Annotated in this window: 10 protein-coding genes; 5 read left to right on the forward strand and 5 right to left on the reverse strand. The window is 50.7% G+C overall.

Features of this window, described 5'->3' with window-relative positions; genetic code table 11:
- Positions 1 to 144: 144 nt before the first annotated feature.
- On the reverse strand, positions 145 to 8,511 hold the full coding sequence (locus tag ACYVF1_RS13810; protein ID WP_461079643.1) for a putative Ig domain-containing protein: 8,367 nt from the start codon (positions 8,509 to 8,511) through the stop codon (positions 145 to 147).
- A 477-nt stretch (positions 8,512 to 8,988) separates the two neighbouring features.
- Here ACYVF1_RS13810 and ACYVF1_RS13815 point away from each other — a divergent pair, with 477 nt between their 5' ends.
- Both ACYVF1_RS13815 and ACYVF1_RS13820 read left to right on the forward strand, forming a co-directional pair.
- A complete protein-coding gene (locus tag ACYVF1_RS13815; RefSeq protein WP_461079645.1) occupies positions 8,989 to 9,459 on the forward strand; it encodes an FKBP-type peptidyl-prolyl cis-trans isomerase in 471 nt (156 codons plus the stop codon).
- 94 nt (positions 9,460 to 9,553) lie between these two features.
- On the forward strand, positions 9,554 to 10,513 hold the full coding sequence (locus tag ACYVF1_RS13820) for an L-threonylcarbamoyladenylate synthase (protein ID WP_461080754.1): 960 nt from the start codon (positions 9,554 to 9,556) through the stop codon (positions 10,511 to 10,513).
- Between the two features lie 77 nt (positions 10,514 to 10,590).
- On the opposite strand, the gene ACYVF1_RS13825 is transcribed toward ACYVF1_RS13820, so the two are convergent.
- The 4 genes from ACYVF1_RS13825 to ACYVF1_RS13840 form a co-directional block, all read right to left on the reverse strand.
- Positions 10,591 to 10,938: a carboxymuconolactone decarboxylase family protein gene (locus ACYVF1_RS13825; RefSeq protein WP_461079647.1), complete on the reverse strand. Its 348-nt coding sequence runs from the start codon at positions 10,936 to 10,938 to the stop codon at positions 10,591 to 10,593.
- Positions 10,939 to 11,063: 125 nt separating this feature from the next.
- The gene (locus ACYVF1_RS13830; RefSeq protein WP_461079649.1) at positions 11,064 to 12,137 is read right to left on the reverse strand and encodes a phosphotransferase family protein; all 1,074 of its coding nucleotides are present in this window, start codon (positions 12,135 to 12,137) and stop codon (positions 11,064 to 11,066) included.
- Between the two features lie 34 nt (positions 12,138 to 12,171).
- On the reverse strand, positions 12,172 to 13,455 hold the full coding sequence (locus ACYVF1_RS13835) for an acyl-CoA dehydrogenase family protein (protein WP_461079651.1): 1,284 nt from the start codon (positions 13,453 to 13,455) through the stop codon (positions 12,172 to 12,174).
- A gap of 35 nt (positions 13,456 to 13,490) precedes the next feature.
- Complete coding sequence (locus ACYVF1_RS13840; RefSeq protein ID WP_461079653.1) at positions 13,491 to 14,366, reverse strand: 1-aminocyclopropane-1-carboxylate deaminase/D-cysteine desulfhydrase; 876 nt, start codon at positions 14,364 to 14,366, stop codon at positions 13,491 to 13,493.
- 57 nt (positions 14,367 to 14,423) lie between these two features.
- Between ACYVF1_RS13840 and ACYVF1_RS13845 the strand changes: the two genes are divergently transcribed.
- The 3 genes from ACYVF1_RS13845 to ACYVF1_RS13855 all read left to right on the forward strand — a co-directional run bounded on the left by ACYVF1_RS13845 (position 14,424) and on the right by ACYVF1_RS13855 (position 18,388).
- The gene (locus tag ACYVF1_RS13845; RefSeq protein ID WP_461079655.1) at positions 14,424 to 15,455 is read left to right on the forward strand and encodes an RluA family pseudouridine synthase; all 1,032 of its coding nucleotides are present in this window, start codon (positions 14,424 to 14,426) and stop codon (positions 15,453 to 15,455) included.
- A gap of 49 nt (positions 15,456 to 15,504) precedes the next feature.
- Positions 15,505 to 15,957, forward strand: coding sequence for a GNAT family N-acetyltransferase (locus tag ACYVF1_RS13850; RefSeq protein WP_461079657.1), 453 nt, complete (start codon positions 15,505 to 15,507; stop codon positions 15,955 to 15,957).
- 148 nt (positions 15,958 to 16,105) lie between these two features.
- Entirely contained in the window at positions 16,106 to 18,388 is a 2,283-nt protein-coding gene (locus ACYVF1_RS13855) for a transglycosylase domain-containing protein (protein WP_461079659.1), read from the forward strand.
- Positions 18,389 to 18,456 lie beyond the last annotated feature (68 nt).

Consider the following 18,456-nt stretch of genomic DNA (forward strand, 5'->3'; position numbering starts at 1 on the left):
TAACTTCCAGATCAATTAACAAATTACTGACGCTTGGACAGCCACACCCTTATTCACGTATTTGTACCAATTTCTGACTATCAGTCAAAAAAAGCCGCCCTGGACATTTTTCAATATCCAGGGCGGCTGCCGTTTTTACCAACTTTATCGCCGTAACACCTTAACTACGCTGTTTTTCTGCGAAGTACTGACTTTCAGAATATAAACCCCGCCTTCGCTCGGTACCGGCATTTGCACCGTTTCGATTTCACGGGCCGATTCTACCACTTTTTGAGTCACAGGGTTGCCCTGCGTAGTAACCAGTTGAAGCTGCAAACGTTCTCCTGCAACCCCTCGAACTTCTACATCAACCGTAGGCCCCTCTACTGGATTACCCAGTACCCGAACTTCCAGATTGTGACCCGCTTCCGCCAATCCCTGACGCGCCGGAGTACTACAGGCCGCTAACCAATTATAGGCATAGCTGGCCTGAGCACCGCCCTGCTGCGCCCGCAATTGAATCGTCGGATTGTCTGTGTAAAGTGGCAACGTGTAAGGTCCCGGATTGGTAGTGGGTAACATCTCATTCACCACCGAGAAACTAATCGGACTGCCGTCTGTTCCACTGTACTGGGGCGTAAAGGTTATGGAACGGCGGTCGGCGCTGAGCGTCACGCAGCTAACTGTCTGCACACCTGTAATAGCAAAGCCGTTCGGTGTACCCGCCGGATTGACCGTCAACAGGAACGTAGTACTCACAGCGAGTCCCTGTGGATCAGTAGCTGTCACCGTTACCGTACTCACACCCGTTGCAGTTGGCACACCGCCAATCTGAGTCGGCTGCGTGAAATTCAACCCAGCGGGCAAGCCCGTCACCGTCAATACCAGACTGTTAGGTGTCTCATTGTCGGTAAACGTCAGCTGCGGAATGGTATAACCAAAGCCCTGACCCACTACAGCCACCTGATTCATAAGCGGCTGGTTCACGCGTGGAGCCGTGTTCGGCATTGGATTACCACAGGTCGCCAGCCAGTTGTAGCTGTAACTCACTTCACCGGGAGTTCCTCCCTGTTGCGCCTTCAGAATGATCACCGGATTATCCGTATAAAGCTGTAACGAGTACGGCCCTGGGTCGGTGGTAGGGAACAACTCGTTGACCACCGAGAAACTAATGGGCTGACCGTTGGTACCACTATAAACTGGTGTAAAGCTGATGGCGTAGCGGTTAGCCGAAATCTGCTGGCAATTGTTGGTTGTCACCGACGTAATCGCGAAACTGCCACCACTTGGCACCGGTTGTACCGTTAGGGTAAAGCCAGCTGTGGCCGACAGTCCGCCGGGGTCAGTTGCCGTCAGCGTGATGTTGGTCGTTCCCGTTTGCGAAGGCGTACCTGAAATTACCCCTCCAGCCAGCGTCAGTCCAGCCGGTAGCAGACTACTATTCAACAGCAGGGCGTTGGGTGTCTCGGCATCGGTGAAGACCGCACTCACATTCAGACTGAAGGGTTGGCCCTGGGTAGCCACCTGGTTGGCAACGGGATTAGCCACGGTTGGTGGTGTATTCATACCCGATGGCTGCACCACGCTCAGTGAGAAAGTGGTACTTACGGCGAGTCCCTGCGGATCGGTGGCCGTTACCGTTACCAAACTAACGCCCACCATAGCAGGCACACCACCAATCTGGTTGGGCTGCGTGAAATTCATCCCAGCCGGAAGCCCTGTTACGTTCAGCGCCAGACTGTTGGGCGTCTCGTTATCCGTGAACGTGAGTTGCGGAATGGTGTAGCCGAACGCTTCGCCCACCTTAGCAATCTGGTTCGCCAGCGGCTGATTCACCCGTGGGGGCGTATTGGGCATGGGGTTACTGCAAGCGGCCAGCCAGTTATAATTGAACGTGGCTTCGCCTGGAGTTCCTGTCTGCTGCGCCTTCAGAATGATCACCGGATTATCCGTATAAAGCTGGAGCGTGTACGGCGCTGGTGCCGTCGTGGGGAACATCTCGTTAACCACCGACACGCTCACCGGTTGGCCGTTAAGTCCTGCATACACAGGGGTGAAATTGATGACGTACCGGTTGGCCGCAATCTGCTGACAGTTGTTGGTCGTCACCGACGTAATGGCAAAAGGCCCCGATGGCGCGTTGGTTTGCACTACCGTCACAGAGGCTACGCCCTGACAGTTGCCGGTTGTACCCGTCACCGAATAAACACCCGGTGCATTGACGACGATAGCAGGCGTATTGGCGCTGTTGTTCCACTGATACGTAGTGGCACCACTGGCCGTTAACGTAGCGCTTTGCCCCGTAGCAATGGTCAATGAAGGCGTAGCAGCAATGCTAACCGTAGGCAGTGAGTTGTCCTGCACAACCTGGGCCGTAGCGGTAGCCGTACAGCCATTCCCAGCCGTCAAGGTAACAGTATACGTACCGGCCGCAGTAGCACTGATAACCTGGGAAGTAGAACCCGTATTCCAGAGATACGTACCCGTACCTACCGCACTCAGATTCACCGAAGTTATCGAACAACTCAACGTAGCACTCGCGGGCGAAATACTTACTGTAGGCACGCTGCTATCCTGAATAACAGTGGCGCTGGCAGTGGCTTTACAACCGTTTCCTGCCGTCAAAGTGACCGAGTAATTCCCGGCCGACGTAACAGAAATTACAGATGAGGTTGCCCCCGTGTTCCACAGATACGTACCACTACCCAGTGCGCTCAAACTCACGGAAGTAGTGGTGCAGCTCAACGTAGCACTTGATGGACTGACGCTTACCGTTGGCACCGTGTTATCTTGTACTACCTGGGCGTAAGCGATGGCCTTACAGCCGTTTGCCGCCGTCAATGTGACCGAATAGTTGCCAGCCGTAGTGGCGCTAATGACCTGGGTTGTAGCTCCTGTATTCCAGAGATACGTACCTGCCCCCACTGCACTTAGGCTTACCGAAGTCGTGGTACAACTTAACGTAGCACTCGACGGGCTGATACTCACCGTAGGCACCGTATTATCCTGAATAACCTGAGCCAACGCAGTAGCGGTGCAGCCATTACCGGCCGTTAAGGTAACTGAATACGTACCGGCGGCTGTGGCTGAAATAACGGACGTAGTTGCTCCGGTGTTCCAGAGATACGTACCAGCTCCTGTTGCACTTAGGCTCACCGAGGACGTAGTACAGTTCAACGTAGCACTTGCTGGTGAAATACTCACTGTTGGCACTGAGTTATCCTGAACAACTTGAGCGAAAGCAGTTGCTTTACAACCATTTCCTGCCGTCAAAGTGACCGAGTACGTACCGCCAGCTGTTGCCGAAATCACAGAAGTAGTGGCTCCAGTATTCCAGAGATACGTACCACTACCTACCGCGCTCAAACTTACCGATGTTGTCGTACAGCTCAACGTAGCACTTGTAGGACTGATGCTTACTGTAGGCACTGAATTGTCCTGAGTTACCTGCGCGTTAGCCGTAGCCGTACAACCATTTGATCCCGTCAAAGTAACCGAATATGTGTCTGCCGCAGTGGCGCTAATAATCTGAGTAGTAGCTCCTGTATTCCAACGATACGTCCCCGTTCCGATGGCTGTCAGACTCACGGAAGTAGTGGTGCAACTCAACGTAGCACTTGTAGGACTGATGCTTACCGTAGGTACCGTGTTATCCTGAACAACCTGAGCCAAAGCAGTAGCGGAGCAGCCGTTCGCACCCGTCAAAGTCACCGAATAGTTTCCAGCCGTGGTGGCGGAAATCGAAGCGGTAGTCGCTCCGGTGTTCCAGAGATACGTACCACTACCTACCGCACTCAGACTTACTGATGACGCAGCACAAGTTAACGTAGCACTCGATGGACTGATCGAAACCGTAGGTACTGAAACATCCTGCGAAACAGTAGCGCTGGCAAATCCAGTACAACCATTGCTACCTGTTAAAGTTACCGAATAGACACCGGCCGCTGTGACGCTGATGGCTTGGGAAGCATCGCCTGTATTCCACTGATACGTACCGCTACCTACTGCGCTCAAACTTACCGATGTTGTACTACAGGTCAGTGTGGCTGAGTTAGGGTTAATAGTTACCACGGGAGCACTGTTGTCCTGAATTACCTGAACCGAAGCAGTACCCAAACAGCCATTTCCCGCCGTTACCGTAACAGTGAAAAGACCCGACGAACTAACAACAGCGGTATTACTCGACGGCCATCCCGGCTGTCCCGTACCGGCGCTGAAAGCATAGCTGACAAAGCCCGGCGTCGCCGTTAGGACAACACTGGTCTGGGTGCAGTTTAGGCTACCACTGACTGCGAGCGTTACCGCAGGAACTGAAGTATCCGACTGGACAGAAGTAGTCTGGGTAGCGGTACAGCCATTGGCACTGGTAGCTGTTACCGAATACGTTCCACCTACATTCACCACCGCCTGATTACCCAATTGACTGATTACACCCGGACCACCGAATACATACGTAGCACCGCCCACAGCCGTCAATGTTACACTGGCCTGAGCACAGCTTAACGTACCACTGGCCGCCAATGTTACCGTTGGGAGAGTTGTATCCGACTGAACGTTGGTAGTCTGAATAGCCGTACACCCATTAGCGCTGGTAGCTGTCACGGAGTAGGTCCCCCCTACATTCACCACCGCCTGATTACCAGATCGGCTGATCACCCCTGGCCCATTGAAGTTGTAAATAACACCACCTCCGGCGGTAAGTGTAACGCTGGTCTGGGCGCAGCTCAATGTACCGCTCGAGGTCAACGTCACCGTCGGTACAGCCGTATCGGACTCGACTATGGTAGTTTGCGTGGCGGTACAGCCATTGACGCCGGAAGCAGTCACGGTATAGGTTCCGGCTACGCTTACCAGCGCTTGATTACCCGCCTGACTCAGCACGCCCGGTCCCGCGAACGTATAGGAAGTAGCTCCGCTGGCCGTTAACGTCACACTGGTCTGAGCACAGCTCAATGTACTATTAGCCGTCAGCGTCACCGTTGGCACAGTTGTCTCGGATTGAACCGTGGTCGTCTGAACGGCGGTGCAACCGTTAGCCCCTGTGGCGACTACAGTATAAGTTCCCGGCTGATTCACAGTAGCTATGTTACTCGACTGATTGACTACGCCCGGTCCCGTGAAGGTATATGAATTAGCCCCACTAGCACTTAGAGTCACCTGAGCCACCGAGCAGGTCAACGTACCATTGTTGCCCAACGTAATGGCGGGGGTGGACGTATCCGACTGAACCGTAGTAGTCTGAGTGGCGGTGCAGCCGTTAGCCCCCGAAGCCACTACGGTGTAGGTACCGGGTTGATCCACATACGCTACGTTGTTGGCCTGGCTGACCACACTCGGACCCGTGAACGTATACGAATTAGCCCCACTAGCGCTCAAGGTCACTTGGGCTACTGAGCAGGTCAACGTACCATTGTTGCCTAACGTGATAATCGGTGTAGCGGTATCCGACTGAACCGTGGTCGTCTGAGTGGCGGTGCAGCCGTTGGCCCCCGAGGCCACTACGGTGTAGGTACCGGGTTGATCCACATACGCTACGTTGTTGGCCTGGCTGACCACACTCGGACCCGTGAACGTATACGAATTAGCCCCACTAGCGCTCAAGGTCACTTGGGCTACTGAGCAGGTCAACGTACCATTGTTACCCAATGTAATGGCGGGCGTAGACGTATCAGAATACACTGTAGTAGTCTGGGAAGCGGTGCAACCATTGGGATTGGAAGCTGTCACCGTGTAGGTGCCCGGCTGATTGACCATCGCTACGTTATTGGCCTGGCTCACGACGCTTGGACCGGTGAAGGTATACGAATTAGCCCCGCTGGCACTTAGAGTCACCTGAGTTACCGAACAGGTTAACGTACCGTTATTGCCCAACGTAACGGCGGGGGTGGACGTATCTGAGTACACGGTGGTGGTTTGAGTCGCCGTGCATCCATTGGCTCCTGAGGCCACCACCGTGTAGGTACCCGGCAGGTTCACATAAGCCGCATTGTTGGCCTGACTGACAATGCCGGGACCGGTGAAGGTGTACGAATTAGCGCCACTAGCACTTACTGTAATCTGGGACACTGAACAGGTCAACGTACCACTATTGCCTAACGTAATAGCTGGCGTAGACGTATCGGATTGAACCGTGGTCGTCTGAGTGGCCGTGCAGCCGTTGGCCCCCGAGGCCACTACGGTGTAAGTACCGGGTTGATCCACATACGCTACGTTGTTGGCCTGGCTCACGACGCTTGGACCGGTGAAGGTATATGAGTTAGCCCCGCTGGCACTTAGAGTCACCTGAGCCACCGAACAGGTCAACGTACCACTATTGCCTAACGTAATGACTGGGGTGGACGTATCCGACTGAACCGTAGTGGTCTGAGTGGCCGTGCATCCATTAGCTCCTGAGGCCACCACCGTGTAGGTACCCGGCAGGTTCACATACGCTACATTGTTGGCCTGACTCACGATGCCCGGTCCGGTAAATGTATAGGAATTAGCCCCGCTGGCACTTAGAGTCACTTGAGTTACCGAGCAGGTCAACGTACCGTTATTGCCCAACGTAATGGTGGGGATAGCTGTGTCAGATTGTACGATAGTGGTCTGTACGGCAGTACAACCATTGACGCTGGTGGCCGTAACGGAATACGTGCCCGGTTGATTGACCGTCGCTACGTTATTGGCCTGATTGACCATGCCCGGTCCGGTGAAGGTATATGAATTAGCCCCACTAGCGCTCAAGGTCACTTCGAGCACGGAGCAAGTGAGCTGCCCATTGGGAGATAACATAACGGCAGGGGCCGCTTCTACAGTCAATGTAAAACCATTCGAATCGACAGTACCGCTGTTACCCGTTACGCGAACAAAATAAGTGCCCTCATCTTCCTCTTGCACATTCGTGAGCGATAACGTAGCGCTCGTTTCCCCGCCTAACGGAGTTGACGTATCACCCGGATTACCCCGGTACCATTGATACGTCAATGCCGCTCCTATCGCCTGTACAGAAATACTTACAGCACGTCCGCTACAAACCGTGCTGGCCGAGGCCGGCTGCCCCGTTATGAGCGTGGGTAAAGGCGGATCAGCAAATGTATAACTGGCATAGAAAGCATCACGATCTGCTGCTGCTGTTGTCGTATTCGTTGGGGAGAACGTAATTGGCACCCCTCCCGTAACGGCTCCAACAACCACCGCTTCCGTAGTACTCTTGGGAACAATTCCATTACCATAGTCGAATCCAGATCCTCCGATCTTAACAACCCCTACAAACGTACCAATTGGGCTTAACTTGAGCGCATAGGCATCGTTACTAGTACCTGCTGCAGCAAGAGTAGTTGACGTTACCGGATCTGGATCAAAATCTACAGTGCCACTAAAACTTCCAGTTAGATAAATATTCCCACTGGGGTCCAAAGAAATACCACCTACGTCATCGCCAGTTGCACCGCCAATACGTTTCGCCCAACCGAAATTACCCGAAGCATCCAGTTTCCAGATGAAAATATCAGATTGTCCCGCAGAGGTTAAAGGTGCACCTGGGCCTGGGTTAAAATCCATCGTATTCCGAAAATGTCCTCCAGCGTAAACGTCCGTGTTAGTCGCTACCAAAGCATTTCCCAGAGGGGCAGATACGAAACCAGTTGTAGTGGCAGCAGCTTTCGCCCACTGGTATACTCCACTCGAATTTAATTTTAGGATAAAACAAACCTGATTAGCAGCCGAATTATTCGTGTTAGCCACACCACCTGTAGATATATCAAAGTCGACAGTACCAACAAACCCCCCTGTCAGATAAACGGATGAAGCATCGGGCGATAAAGCAAGACCTGTAACGGATTCTCCCCCATTATTACCAATTGTACCCGCCCAGGCTGTGTTTCCGCTTGCGTCTAATTTGAGTACAAAAATGTCATTATTCTGAAAAGGATTTGCAAATTGTTGAGCTGTGCCAAAACTAATGACGCCCGAGCCGTTTGCTAGTCCGGTAAAACTTCCCGTCACGTAAATTTCTGTTCCTGCTCCATTTACCTGAATTGCTTTTCCTTCTTCCGCCGTACGTGTCGCTCCGGAACCACTGCCACCATACGTCTTTACCCAGATAAAATTCCCGTTTGTATCATACTTGAGGACGAAGATGTCGTTTCCACCAGTTGTTTGCACAATACCATTACCAAAGTTGGTTCCTGCACTATAAACACCGGTCGTGTAGACATTACCATTATTATCAACGGCAATTGCATTAGCTATATTCAACGATGAACTGGAAAGTCTTTTAGCCCATAGAACCGTACCGGTAGGGTTTACTTTACAGATAAATCCATTGTGACTGCTCGTGGTACCTGTCAATAAAATACCATTTCCAAAATTGACATCACCTCGGATATGGCCAGATATATAGGTATTACCGTCAGCATCTTTAGCAACACCAAAAGACCGGTCATCCCCGCCGGACCCAAAGAGTTTAGCATAGTTATAAGTCTGGGCAACGGCTGAAAGGCTAGCCAACCAAATGAGTATTAATACCCATAGAGTAAATAGTTTTGACATAAAGTATTCGGTTAAAAAATGAGTTGAGGTGATTAGAATAATGTGATTATTTACTTTTTGACCAGAACTTAACAGCTATTTATTTTCGCTGTATATATGACAGTTTACACGATCAAATTTTAAAAATAAGTTTAAGCATAGCCAAATATCATATCCTGTACAGCTAAAATTATATTTAATATTTATTGTTCGGCAACCTTAAGTTTAGTTTATATAAATATTGTACACATATCATATTTTATTAAAAACAAATAAAATGGCAAGTGGCTATTATCCGATTTTGTACATAAACCAGAAACCCAATCTACAGAATCATCTAAACTAACTAGCCTATACGTCAATCCGCCGTTTATAAAAAGTAGCCATTCACTCAGACCGTACGTGCAAATTCTTGAGGAATTCACGCAACTTTGCACCTTCACTTGTTGTAATACGTAAAGGGCTGCCAAAGATGGCACTCCCTAAACTCAATCCATCATGACAATTACAAAAGACGCAGTGGCCGCCATCCATTATACCCTTCGGGATAGTAATGGTACTATTCTGGATAGCAGCCAGGGGCGCGATCCGCTGTATTACCTGCACGGGGCGCATAATCTGATTCCGGGTATGGAAGAAAGTCTGGAAGGACGCAAAACTGGCGACCATTTTCAGGTTGAAATAGCGCCCGAAAAAGGCTACGGTGAACTCGACCCGAATCTAACCGAACGGGTACCTCGTAAAGCCTTTGGCGGACAGCCGGTGGAAGCGGGGATGCAGTTTCAGTCTAACGACGGGCAGGTAATCACCGTCGTTGGTGTTGAACCTGAATTTATCGTAGTTGATGGAAATCACCCACTTGCTGGCAAGACGCTGCATTTCGACGTAGAAGTTATTGCCGTTCGCGACGCCACTCCTGATGAACTGTCTCATGGCCACGTGCATGGCCCCGGCGGAGCCCATCATTAGATAGCAAGAGCCAGCGGGGCGCGGGGCAGTGGGTAAATGACCATTATTTATTTCACCCTCTGCCCCGCGCCCCATGCTCTATGCCCTTATTCACATGGCACAAATTGGTACTGACTGGCAATCAGCAAAAGGATTTCTGGAAGCAGGTAACGTAGTGGGCATTCCCACAGAAACCGTTTACGGTCTGGCCGGCAATGCCCTGAATCCCGATGCTGTTCTGACCATTTTTCGGGTCAAGAACCGCCCTTCGTTCGACCCGCTCATTATTCATACTGACTCTCTCGAAAAACTGGATCAGTTCGTTACGTCGGTTCCTGATGCCGCCCGAAAGCTGGCCGATACGTTCTGGCCGGGGCCGCTGACGCTGCTGCTCCCAAAACGCGATCTGATTTCCGATCTCGTTACGTCGGGGTTGCCGAGAGTAGCGGTACGTATTCCCAATCATCCGCTGACGCTGAGGTTACTACGTTCGCTTGACTTTCCACTGGCAGCTCCGAGCGCCAACCCATTTGGCTACATCAGCCCCACGACGGCGCAACACGTAGCAGACCAGTTAGGCAATCAGATTCCCTATATTCTGGATGGCGGCTCGGCAGGTATTGGACTGGAGTCAACGATTATTGGGTTTGAGGATGACCAGGCTACGGTTTTTCGGTTGGGCGGCATGGCGCTGGAGCAGATTGAGCAGGTTATTGGCCCCGTTTCGGTCCGTACGCATTCAACCTCGAACCCAAAAGCACCGGGTATGCTCAGCAGCCACTACGCTCCTCGGAAACCGTTGATTTTGTTGGCTCCCGGCGAAAGTCCGGAGCCGAGCGAGCGAGCTGGCGCTCTGGTTTTTCGGCAACCGTTTGGCGGTATACATGCTGATTATCAGCGTACCCTATCCCCTACTGGAGATTTAAACGAAGCGGCCAAAAACCTGTTTGCCCATTTACGAGCTTTAGATAACCTCCCCATCGACATCATCTACGCCGAACCTCTCCCGAATCAGGAACTTGGCTTTGCCATGAATGACCGACTGCGCCGGGCCAGCGTTGTTGGCGGTGTATAATGTATGAAATATAGTGTATTGCTGGTTTTTGGTTTATCCCCGATACATCATATTTCATACATCCTTTTATTCTAATTTCATACCATTTTTTCCGAACTCATTTCTTCGAAGAGCCGCATGGCCATAAGTCCATTTCCGACGGCTCCGCCTGCCCGGAGTGCAGAGGCAATAAACACAGTTTCGGCAATTTCTTCGCGAGTAGCTCCAGCTTCGACGGCATTCTGAATGTGCGATTCAATGCAATACGCACATTGGGTTGTCAGTGCAACAGCCACAGACATTAATTCCCGATACTTTATAGGAATTACACCATCCTTCCGTTCTGCCGTATACTTGAGGTTGAGGAAGGCCGCTGCTTCTTTAGGTGCTGATTTAATAAGCGTATCGACATAAGCGCGATCTTTCGGAGTTTGATACTCGGTCATGAGCGAAGAAAACAGTTAAAGGTTTGAAGCATCATCAATTATCTACGATGCTCAGGAAAGGTAGAGAAATCAAATGAATCGACCTTCATTCTATCCAAGTTAATTTACGAAGACGGGCTTTCTCCCTAAATCGCTCCGCGTTTCACTGAGGTAACCGCTTTGTCGGCCAGTTCAATAATCACGGGAAGCAGGTGTCCGAATCGTGCATCCTGACTGTGCCCCTGTTTCCAGCGTGCGTAAATCTGCTGGGCTATCACGGCATTTTTGTAAAGACCGAAAACGTAGTAAAACAAGATGGATGATACGTCGCGACCGCTACGTTCAGCGTACCGACGTACTACGTCCTGACGGGTGAGATTGCCGGGAAGCCATGTCAGATTGAAGTTGCGATACGCCGGACTATCGCCCGCTTCCGACCAGTAGGCCAACGTAGCGCCCAAATCCATGAGCGGATCACCGACGGTCGCCATTTCCCAATCCAGCACACCCGTAATGACGGGAGTAGGTTCGCCTGTGCTCGGATCAGGAGTGAGTACTACGTTGTCAAATTTGTAATCATTGTGCAGAAAAGCGGGGGCTTGTTCGGGCGGATAATTCCCTTGTAACCAGTCGCCTATCTGATTCATGGCCGAAATTGAGTCGGTTTCGGCGGCCTGATAACGACGAATCCAGCCTTCTACCTGCCGCTGAACGTAGCCAGCGGGTTTTCCCAACTGAGCCAATCCCGTCTGCTGAATATCCAGCGCGTGAATCTCGACCAGGTTATCGACCAACGCTTCGGAAAGCTGGCGCATCAACGCTTCGGGAAGATTGAGTTTGGGGGCCATCGATGCCCGCAGGATGATGCCTGACACCCGTTTCATGATGTAAAACGGTGCTCCTAATACGTCGGTTGATTCGCAGTACACAATTGGCTCTGGAATTTTATCGTAATGCCCCCTCAGCAGCGACAGCACCCGAAACTCGCGGCCCATGTCGTGACCACCTTTGATGTTCGCGCCAAACGGCGGGCGACGTAGCACATACTCCTGTTCTTCCGTTTTCAGGCAGTACGTCAGGTTCGAGAAACCGCCTGGAAATTGCTGCACCGACAGAACGGGGCCCATTTCTGGTACGTGTTGCTGAAGATACGTATTAAGTACCTCTGCATCAAGCTCTTCACCCGAACGAACGGCACGAGGGGAATCAGGAGAAATCATAGTGAATACCTACTTTGAAGGGAGTTTTTTGTCACTATCCATTAAGTTGTTCAGCGGCCATCAACTGGCGAAATTGTCGCAATTCTTTTGCCTTCTGCTTGATATCCAAACCGTATTTTTTCAGGATGCTGATAGCAAGATTCTGCTTATGCACTTCATCGGCACCATCCCAAATGCGGGCACCACGCTCGTGTCGGTACATACTGGCCAGCACCGTATCATCCGTAACGCCCAGCGCACCGTGCACCTGAATAGCCCGGTCGAGAACGCGCAAAAATGCGTTGGCAACGTAAAATTTGATACCCGACACCGCATCGCGGACGTTGCTCACGCCAACCGTATCGATCATATGCGCCGTGTTGAGTACGTATAGGCGACAGGCATCAATTTCGGCCCGACTTTCGGCGATGAAATCCTGAATAAACTGTTTTTCGCCCAGCATTACGTTGTCTTCTATTTCGCGCGTAGCGGCTCGTTTACACATCAGATCGAAGGCTTTTTCGGCGTTGCCAATCCAGCGCATGCAGTGATGGACACGCCCCGGCCCCAGTCGTTCCTGGGCCAGCCGAAAGCCCATTCCTTCGCCCGCAATGACGTTCGAAACCGGCACCCGGCAGTTCGTATACGTCACTTCGGAGTGACTGAACCAGCCTTCACCCGCTTCGCCAAAAACAGGGATGTTACGTTCTATTTTGAAGCCCGGCGTGTCGGTCGGAACGATAATCATGCTGGCTCGCTGGTGGGGTGCCGCATCGGGATTCGTGACCGCCATCACAACTGCGAACGTAGCACCGTCGGCCGAAGAGGTGAACCATTTTCGACCATTTATTACGTATTCGTCGCCCGCAACGGCGGACCGTTCACGGACTGCCAATGTAGCCATACGGGTAGGATTCGACCCCGCAAATTCAGGCTCCGTCATCGAAAAACAGGAACGGATTTCGCCCGCCATCAACGGTTTTAAATAACGCTCTTTCAATTCAGCCGAAGCAAACTTGTGCAGTAGTTCAGTGTTCCCAATATCGGGTGCCTGACAACCAAATACGTAGTGCCCGAAAAAAGGAGCATAGGCCAGCACTTCGCTGATCTGCCCAAATTCGCAGAGCGTCAATCCATGTCCGCCTTCTTCTTTTGATAAATGCAAACCCCACAAACCAGCGGTTTTTAGCAGTTCGCGTTTTTGATCGAGCACGGGTATTATTTCGCCCAACTTATGATGCGAGAAGCCCATTTCGAGCGGAATCAACTCATTATCAACAAACTCACGAACCCGCGCCAGTAACGGACGCACCCGTTCGGTGGTGAAAATCGTTTCCATGTGGGTAAGTTATTGAATTTCTTCGAAGATTGGCTTTACGGCTTATCCAACTCTGGGCTTCGTCCCTGCAATCCACCCGTATGAACCGCAACGACGGTTGCATCTGCTGGAAAATATCCTTTTCGGGCTAAGTCGTAAATGCCGTACAGCATTTTACCAGTATACACCTGATCGAGCAAAATCCCGGTAGTTCGTTCAAACGAACGAATGAAATCGACCAGTTCGGGTGTGGTTTTAGCGTAGCCACCAAAATGATACTCCCGAACTTGGGTCCAACCCTGATGCTGGTCAGATTCCGGAATTTTCAGTACTACAAAGCCCAGTATTTCAGTTGTTTGTGTGGTTGACTGCGCCAATCCAGCCACAGTTCCACCCGTGCCAACCGGGCAGCATACATAAGGCGGTACGTAGCCTAACTGGTCTATTATTTCAGGCAAAATTTCCGACGTACCACGTATCGCCAGCGCATTGGTGCCGCCTTCGGGCAGCACGTAGCATGGACCAAACTGATACGTTAATTCTTGCTGAAAATCAGTGGTTTCTTTACGTTGATAATCCGCCCGGCTAACAAAATGCAGTTGCATACCGAAACGTTCGCAGGCAGCCAACGTAGCGTTACGTGGTCGCGTCGCCAACTCTTCGCCCCTCACTACGCCAACCGTCTGAAAATCAAACGCCTGACCAGCCGCAGCCGTGGCATATAGATGATTTGAATAGGCCCCGCCAAAGGTCAGCAACGTAGTGAATCCCTGCTCACGGGCCGCCAATAAATTATACTTGAGTTTGCGCCATTTATTTCCCGAAATCTGCGGATGAATCAGGTCGTCGCGCTTCAGGTACAGACGGATGTTTACCTTCTCAGGAAAAGGATTCGCTACGTATTGTAAAGGTGAGTTGATTATCAGATTCACTACGTACTTGTTTGTAACAAGCGTAAATTTGCCAAACTTATTCAGAACGTAGCAACTATGACCGAAGCAGTCGAAGAATTTTCGGAGGACGAAGAATTATACGAACATCACCGCGTTGTGGTCGATAAAGGCCAGGGGTTGTTACGTATCGACCGCTTCCTGATGGATCGGCTGCAAAACGCTACCCGAACCAAAATCCAGGCCGCCATCGACGTAGAGTCGGTTCGGGTGAATGGTAACGTAACGAAGGCCAGTTATAAAGTTAAGCCGCTTGATGTCATCACTATTTCGCTGCCGCACCCGCCCCGCGACACCGATGTCAAACCCGAAAATATTCCCTTAAACATTGTTTTCGAGGACGATGATTTGCTGGTGCTCAATAAGCCGGCGGGTATGGTGGTTCATCCGGCGCACGGCAATTGGGACGGTACGTTGGTGAACGGGTTAGTGTATCATTTTCAGAACCTTCCGACGTCGCGTAATGGCGACATTCGCCCTGGACTCGTTCACCGCATCGACAAAGACACGTCGGGGCTAATGGTAATTGCCAAAACCGAATACGCCATGACGCATCTGGCCCGGCAGTTTTTCGAGCACACCATCGAACGTACCTATAATGCCCTTGCGTGGGGCATTCCGAATCCGCCAAATGGCACCATAACTGGCTACATTGGTCGGTCGGTACGTGACCGAAAAGTGCAGACCATTTACGATGACGAAAGTAAGGGCAAATGGGCCGTTACGCATTATAAAACGTTGGAAGATTTACGCTATGTTACTCTGCTTCAGTGCAATCTGGAAACGGGTCGTACCCACCAGATTCGAGCGCATTTGAAGCACATTGGTCACCCGCTATTCAACGACGCTACGTATGGTGGCGACCGGATTCTACGCGGAAATCCTGTCGGGAGCTACAAAGCCTTTGTTGAGAACGCGTTTAAACTACTACCCCGGCAGGCATTACACGCCAAATCATTGGGCTTTACCCATCCGAAAACCCGGCAATGGCTTCAATTTGACTCTGAATTACCAGAAGATTTTCAATCTGCTCTGAATAAATGGCGGAAATTAATGGATAATCTACAATGAATGCTGTACAATTGTCTACAGATTTATCACCTTCTTTCACCATTCCAAAATGATTATAATTCGCCCCGGCACTCTTGAGGATATACCCGACGCATTTGATTTAGTGATGGAGCTAGCCGTTTATGAACGTGCGGCCGATCAGGTTACTAACACGGTTGAGCAAATGGCTCTGGATGGGTTTGGGCCCAATCCGCTGTTTGGCATGATCATGGCCGAAGATTCGGAAACGAAAAAAATTGTCGGTATGGCGCTGTATTTTTTCCGGTATTCGACCTGGAAAGGGAAACGCCTGTATCTCGAAGACATCATTGTTACGGAATCCTTTCGCGGATATGGAGTGGGTAAACTACTGCTCGATGCTGCTGTCGAAATGGCCCACGAAACTAACTGCACAGGTATGATGTGGCAGGTACTCGACTGGAACGAACCGGCCATCGGTTTCTACAAACAATTCGGCACCCGCTTCGACGACGGCTGGACAAATTGCCACCTCGATTTTTAGCAAAGGGCAAAGGGCTTTGAGCACAGGGTGTGGAGACTACCTGAATAAATTCTTTTCCTTATACCCTTACCCCTCTGCCCTTTGCCCCTTCTCCTATGCCCTATGCTTATAAAACGCTATCTTTGTGGTTCGCGAATAGTGACAAAGCATGACATATAGTCAACGGAAAGCCTTGCGAATTGCGGGCTGGGTGTTTTTAAGCATTTTTTTAATTGCCTGTGTGGGAGCGGGTATTGCCTACTCCAAACGGGAGAAACTTCTACAGTCTACTCTCGAACGAGCTATTAAAAAGGCCAAGCGCGATTATAAACTCGACGTACGTATCGGTTCTGCCCGATTCACAGGACTCAGTTCAGTAGCGTTTACGAATATTTCGGTTGTCCCTGAAGAACGCGACAGCCTGGCTCGAATAGGACAGGTTGAAGTTTCCGTTCGCTTCTGGCCGTTATTGGCCGGAAAGGTTGGTTTATCAGGTATGACGCTCGAAAATGGTCTGATTCAGGTCATCAAACGCGATTCACTGTCCAACGTCGACTTTCTGCTACGTAAAAAACGCGATTCAACTCAGGTTGACGAAACGCCCCGCGAAACCGGACGACGTACTGACTTATCGGAAGTAGCCGAAAATCTGATCGACAATATTCTGTCCAAAATTCCCGACGATCTGAACGTAACAAATCTGGAGTTCCGGGCGATGGACAGCAATGATACGTTGAGCCTGCTCACGCAAACGGCTGTTATTGAAGACGAAGCGGTTACATCGACCATAAAACTCAACGGAAATCAGGCGACCTGGCACGTAGCGGGTACTGCCGATCCCCGCGGCCGCGAATATGACCTGGCTTTATACGCCGATGGCAAGCCTATTGAAATTCCATACATCCAGAAAAAGTACAATCTTAAGGTACAGGCCGATACACTACGGGCGCAGCTTCGGGACGTAGACCGTTCGGGAGGAGAGTTCCGTATGGAAGGAGCTGGTTCGGTGCAGAACTTACGTATCAATCACCCCGCCATTGCCCGTACCGACGTACTAGTGAAGCGTGCCGCTATGGATGCCAATCTGTTTGTGGGCGAGAATTATGTTGGTATCGACAGTTCATCGACGCTGTATCTGGGCCAGGTGAGTGCCCATCCGTTTCTGAAATACACCCTTTCCAGAAATGATGAACAGCCTCAGGTTAGGGCGGTACGTAATACGTCGGACAAAACGCCGGTTTCCAACAAAGTCTATGAATTACAGCTTCATACTGGCTCGATGGATGCACAGGCACTGATTAATTCCTTTCCGCAGGGCTTGTTCGAATCACTCGAAGGGATGAAGGTGGCAGGTAAGTTGAAATACGATATGGCATTTCAATTGGATACGGCGTTGCCTGACTCGGTTAAGTTCAATTCGGGGATGACGTCCGAAGGATTTAAGATTTTACGTATGGGGCAAACCGATTTTTCAATGATAAATCGACCCTTTATCTACACGCCCTACGAAAAAGGGAAGCCCGTCCGCGACATCATCGTTGGTCCGGAAAATCCTAATTATACACCGCTTGCGCAGATTTCGCCAGACTTACGCAACGCCTTACTCACCTCGGAAGATTACAATTTCTTCACCCACAAAGGTTTTAACGAAAAAGCCTTCCGGGTGTCAATTGCGACAAATTTTAAAGAGAAGTCGTTCAAACGGGGTGCCAGTACGATTTCGATGCAGTTGGTGAAAAACGTTTTTCTGAACCGAAACAAAACGCTTTCGCGCAAAGTCGAAGAGATTCTCATCGTATGGCTCATTGAGAATCAACATATTGTCTCTAAAGAAAGGATGTATGAAGTATATCTGAACATCATTGAATGGGGACGTAACAAATACGGTATCGGTGAAGCGGCCCGCTATTATTTCGACAAAAGCCCGGCCAATCTGGACTTAGGTGAAAGTATTTTTCTGGCTTTTGTGGTCCCCCGACCCAAACGGGCGCTCGACTGGTTTGTGCCCGATGGTACGTTACAGACCAGGAATGTACGGGGCTATTTCAAGCTTATCGGACGTATCATGGCCCGGCGTGGGCTGACAGCTCCTGATTCCGGCGCCTACGGATTCTACAATGTGCGGCTTCGTGAAGGTTTACGCCAGCAGGTCACTCCTATCGATTCGATTTACCAGCCCGATTTACTGTTTCCTGACCCAAATGGTGAAGAAGTTGACGAAGATGAGGGCACTGGAATTGGAGGTTTCTTCCGTCGTTTGTTTAAAGGAAAGAAGAGCGAAGAGAAAAATGACGCTGCACCACCTGCTGAGTCTCAGCCGAATACTACCGTTTCGAACGAAGCGGCTCCTACTGATACGGTCAAAACACGTAAACAGCTTCGGCAGGAACGACGGGAACGAAAACGGCGGGAACGCGAGGCTCAAGAACAACAGGAAAGTTCAAATAATTGATACGACTTATTGTGATACGTATCGTTTAGTATAAATCTGACTACCGCGAATATCCCCTTTACACTACC

It is taken from the genome of Spirosoma flavus, from assembly GCF_054778555.1.

Excerpts from the sequence above, each read along its gene's own strand:
- ACYVF1_RS13855 (WP_461079659.1), top strand. The coding sequence starts at position 16,106 with ATGACATATAGTCAACGGAAAGCCTTGCGAATTGCGGGCTGGGTGTTT.
- ACYVF1_RS13810 (WP_461079643.1), bottom strand. The coding sequence starts at position 8,511 with ATGTCAAAACTATTTACTCTATGGGTATTAATACTCATTTGGTTGGCT.
- ACYVF1_RS13830 (WP_461079649.1), bottom strand. The coding sequence starts at position 12,137 with ATGATTTCTCCTGATTCCCCTCGTGCCGTTCGTTCGGGTGAAGAGCTT.
- ACYVF1_RS13815 (WP_461079645.1), top strand. The coding sequence starts at position 8,989 with ATGACAATTACAAAAGACGCAGTGGCCGCCATCCATTATACCCTTCGG.
- ACYVF1_RS13835 (WP_461079651.1), bottom strand. The coding sequence starts at position 13,455 with ATGGAAACGATTTTCACCACCGAACGGGTGCGTCCGTTACTGGCGCGG.
- ACYVF1_RS13825 (WP_461079647.1), bottom strand. The coding sequence starts at position 10,938 with ATGACCGAGTATCAAACTCCGAAAGATCGCGCTTATGTCGATACGCTT.
- ACYVF1_RS13850 (WP_461079657.1), top strand. The coding sequence starts at position 15,505 with ATGATTATAATTCGCCCCGGCACTCTTGAGGATATACCCGACGCATTT.
- ACYVF1_RS13845 (WP_461079655.1), top strand. The coding sequence starts at position 14,424 with ATGACCGAAGCAGTCGAAGAATTTTCGGAGGACGAAGAATTATACGAA.
- ACYVF1_RS13820 (WP_461080754.1), top strand. The coding sequence starts at position 9,554 with ATGGCACAAATTGGTACTGACTGGCAATCAGCAAAAGGATTTCTGGAA.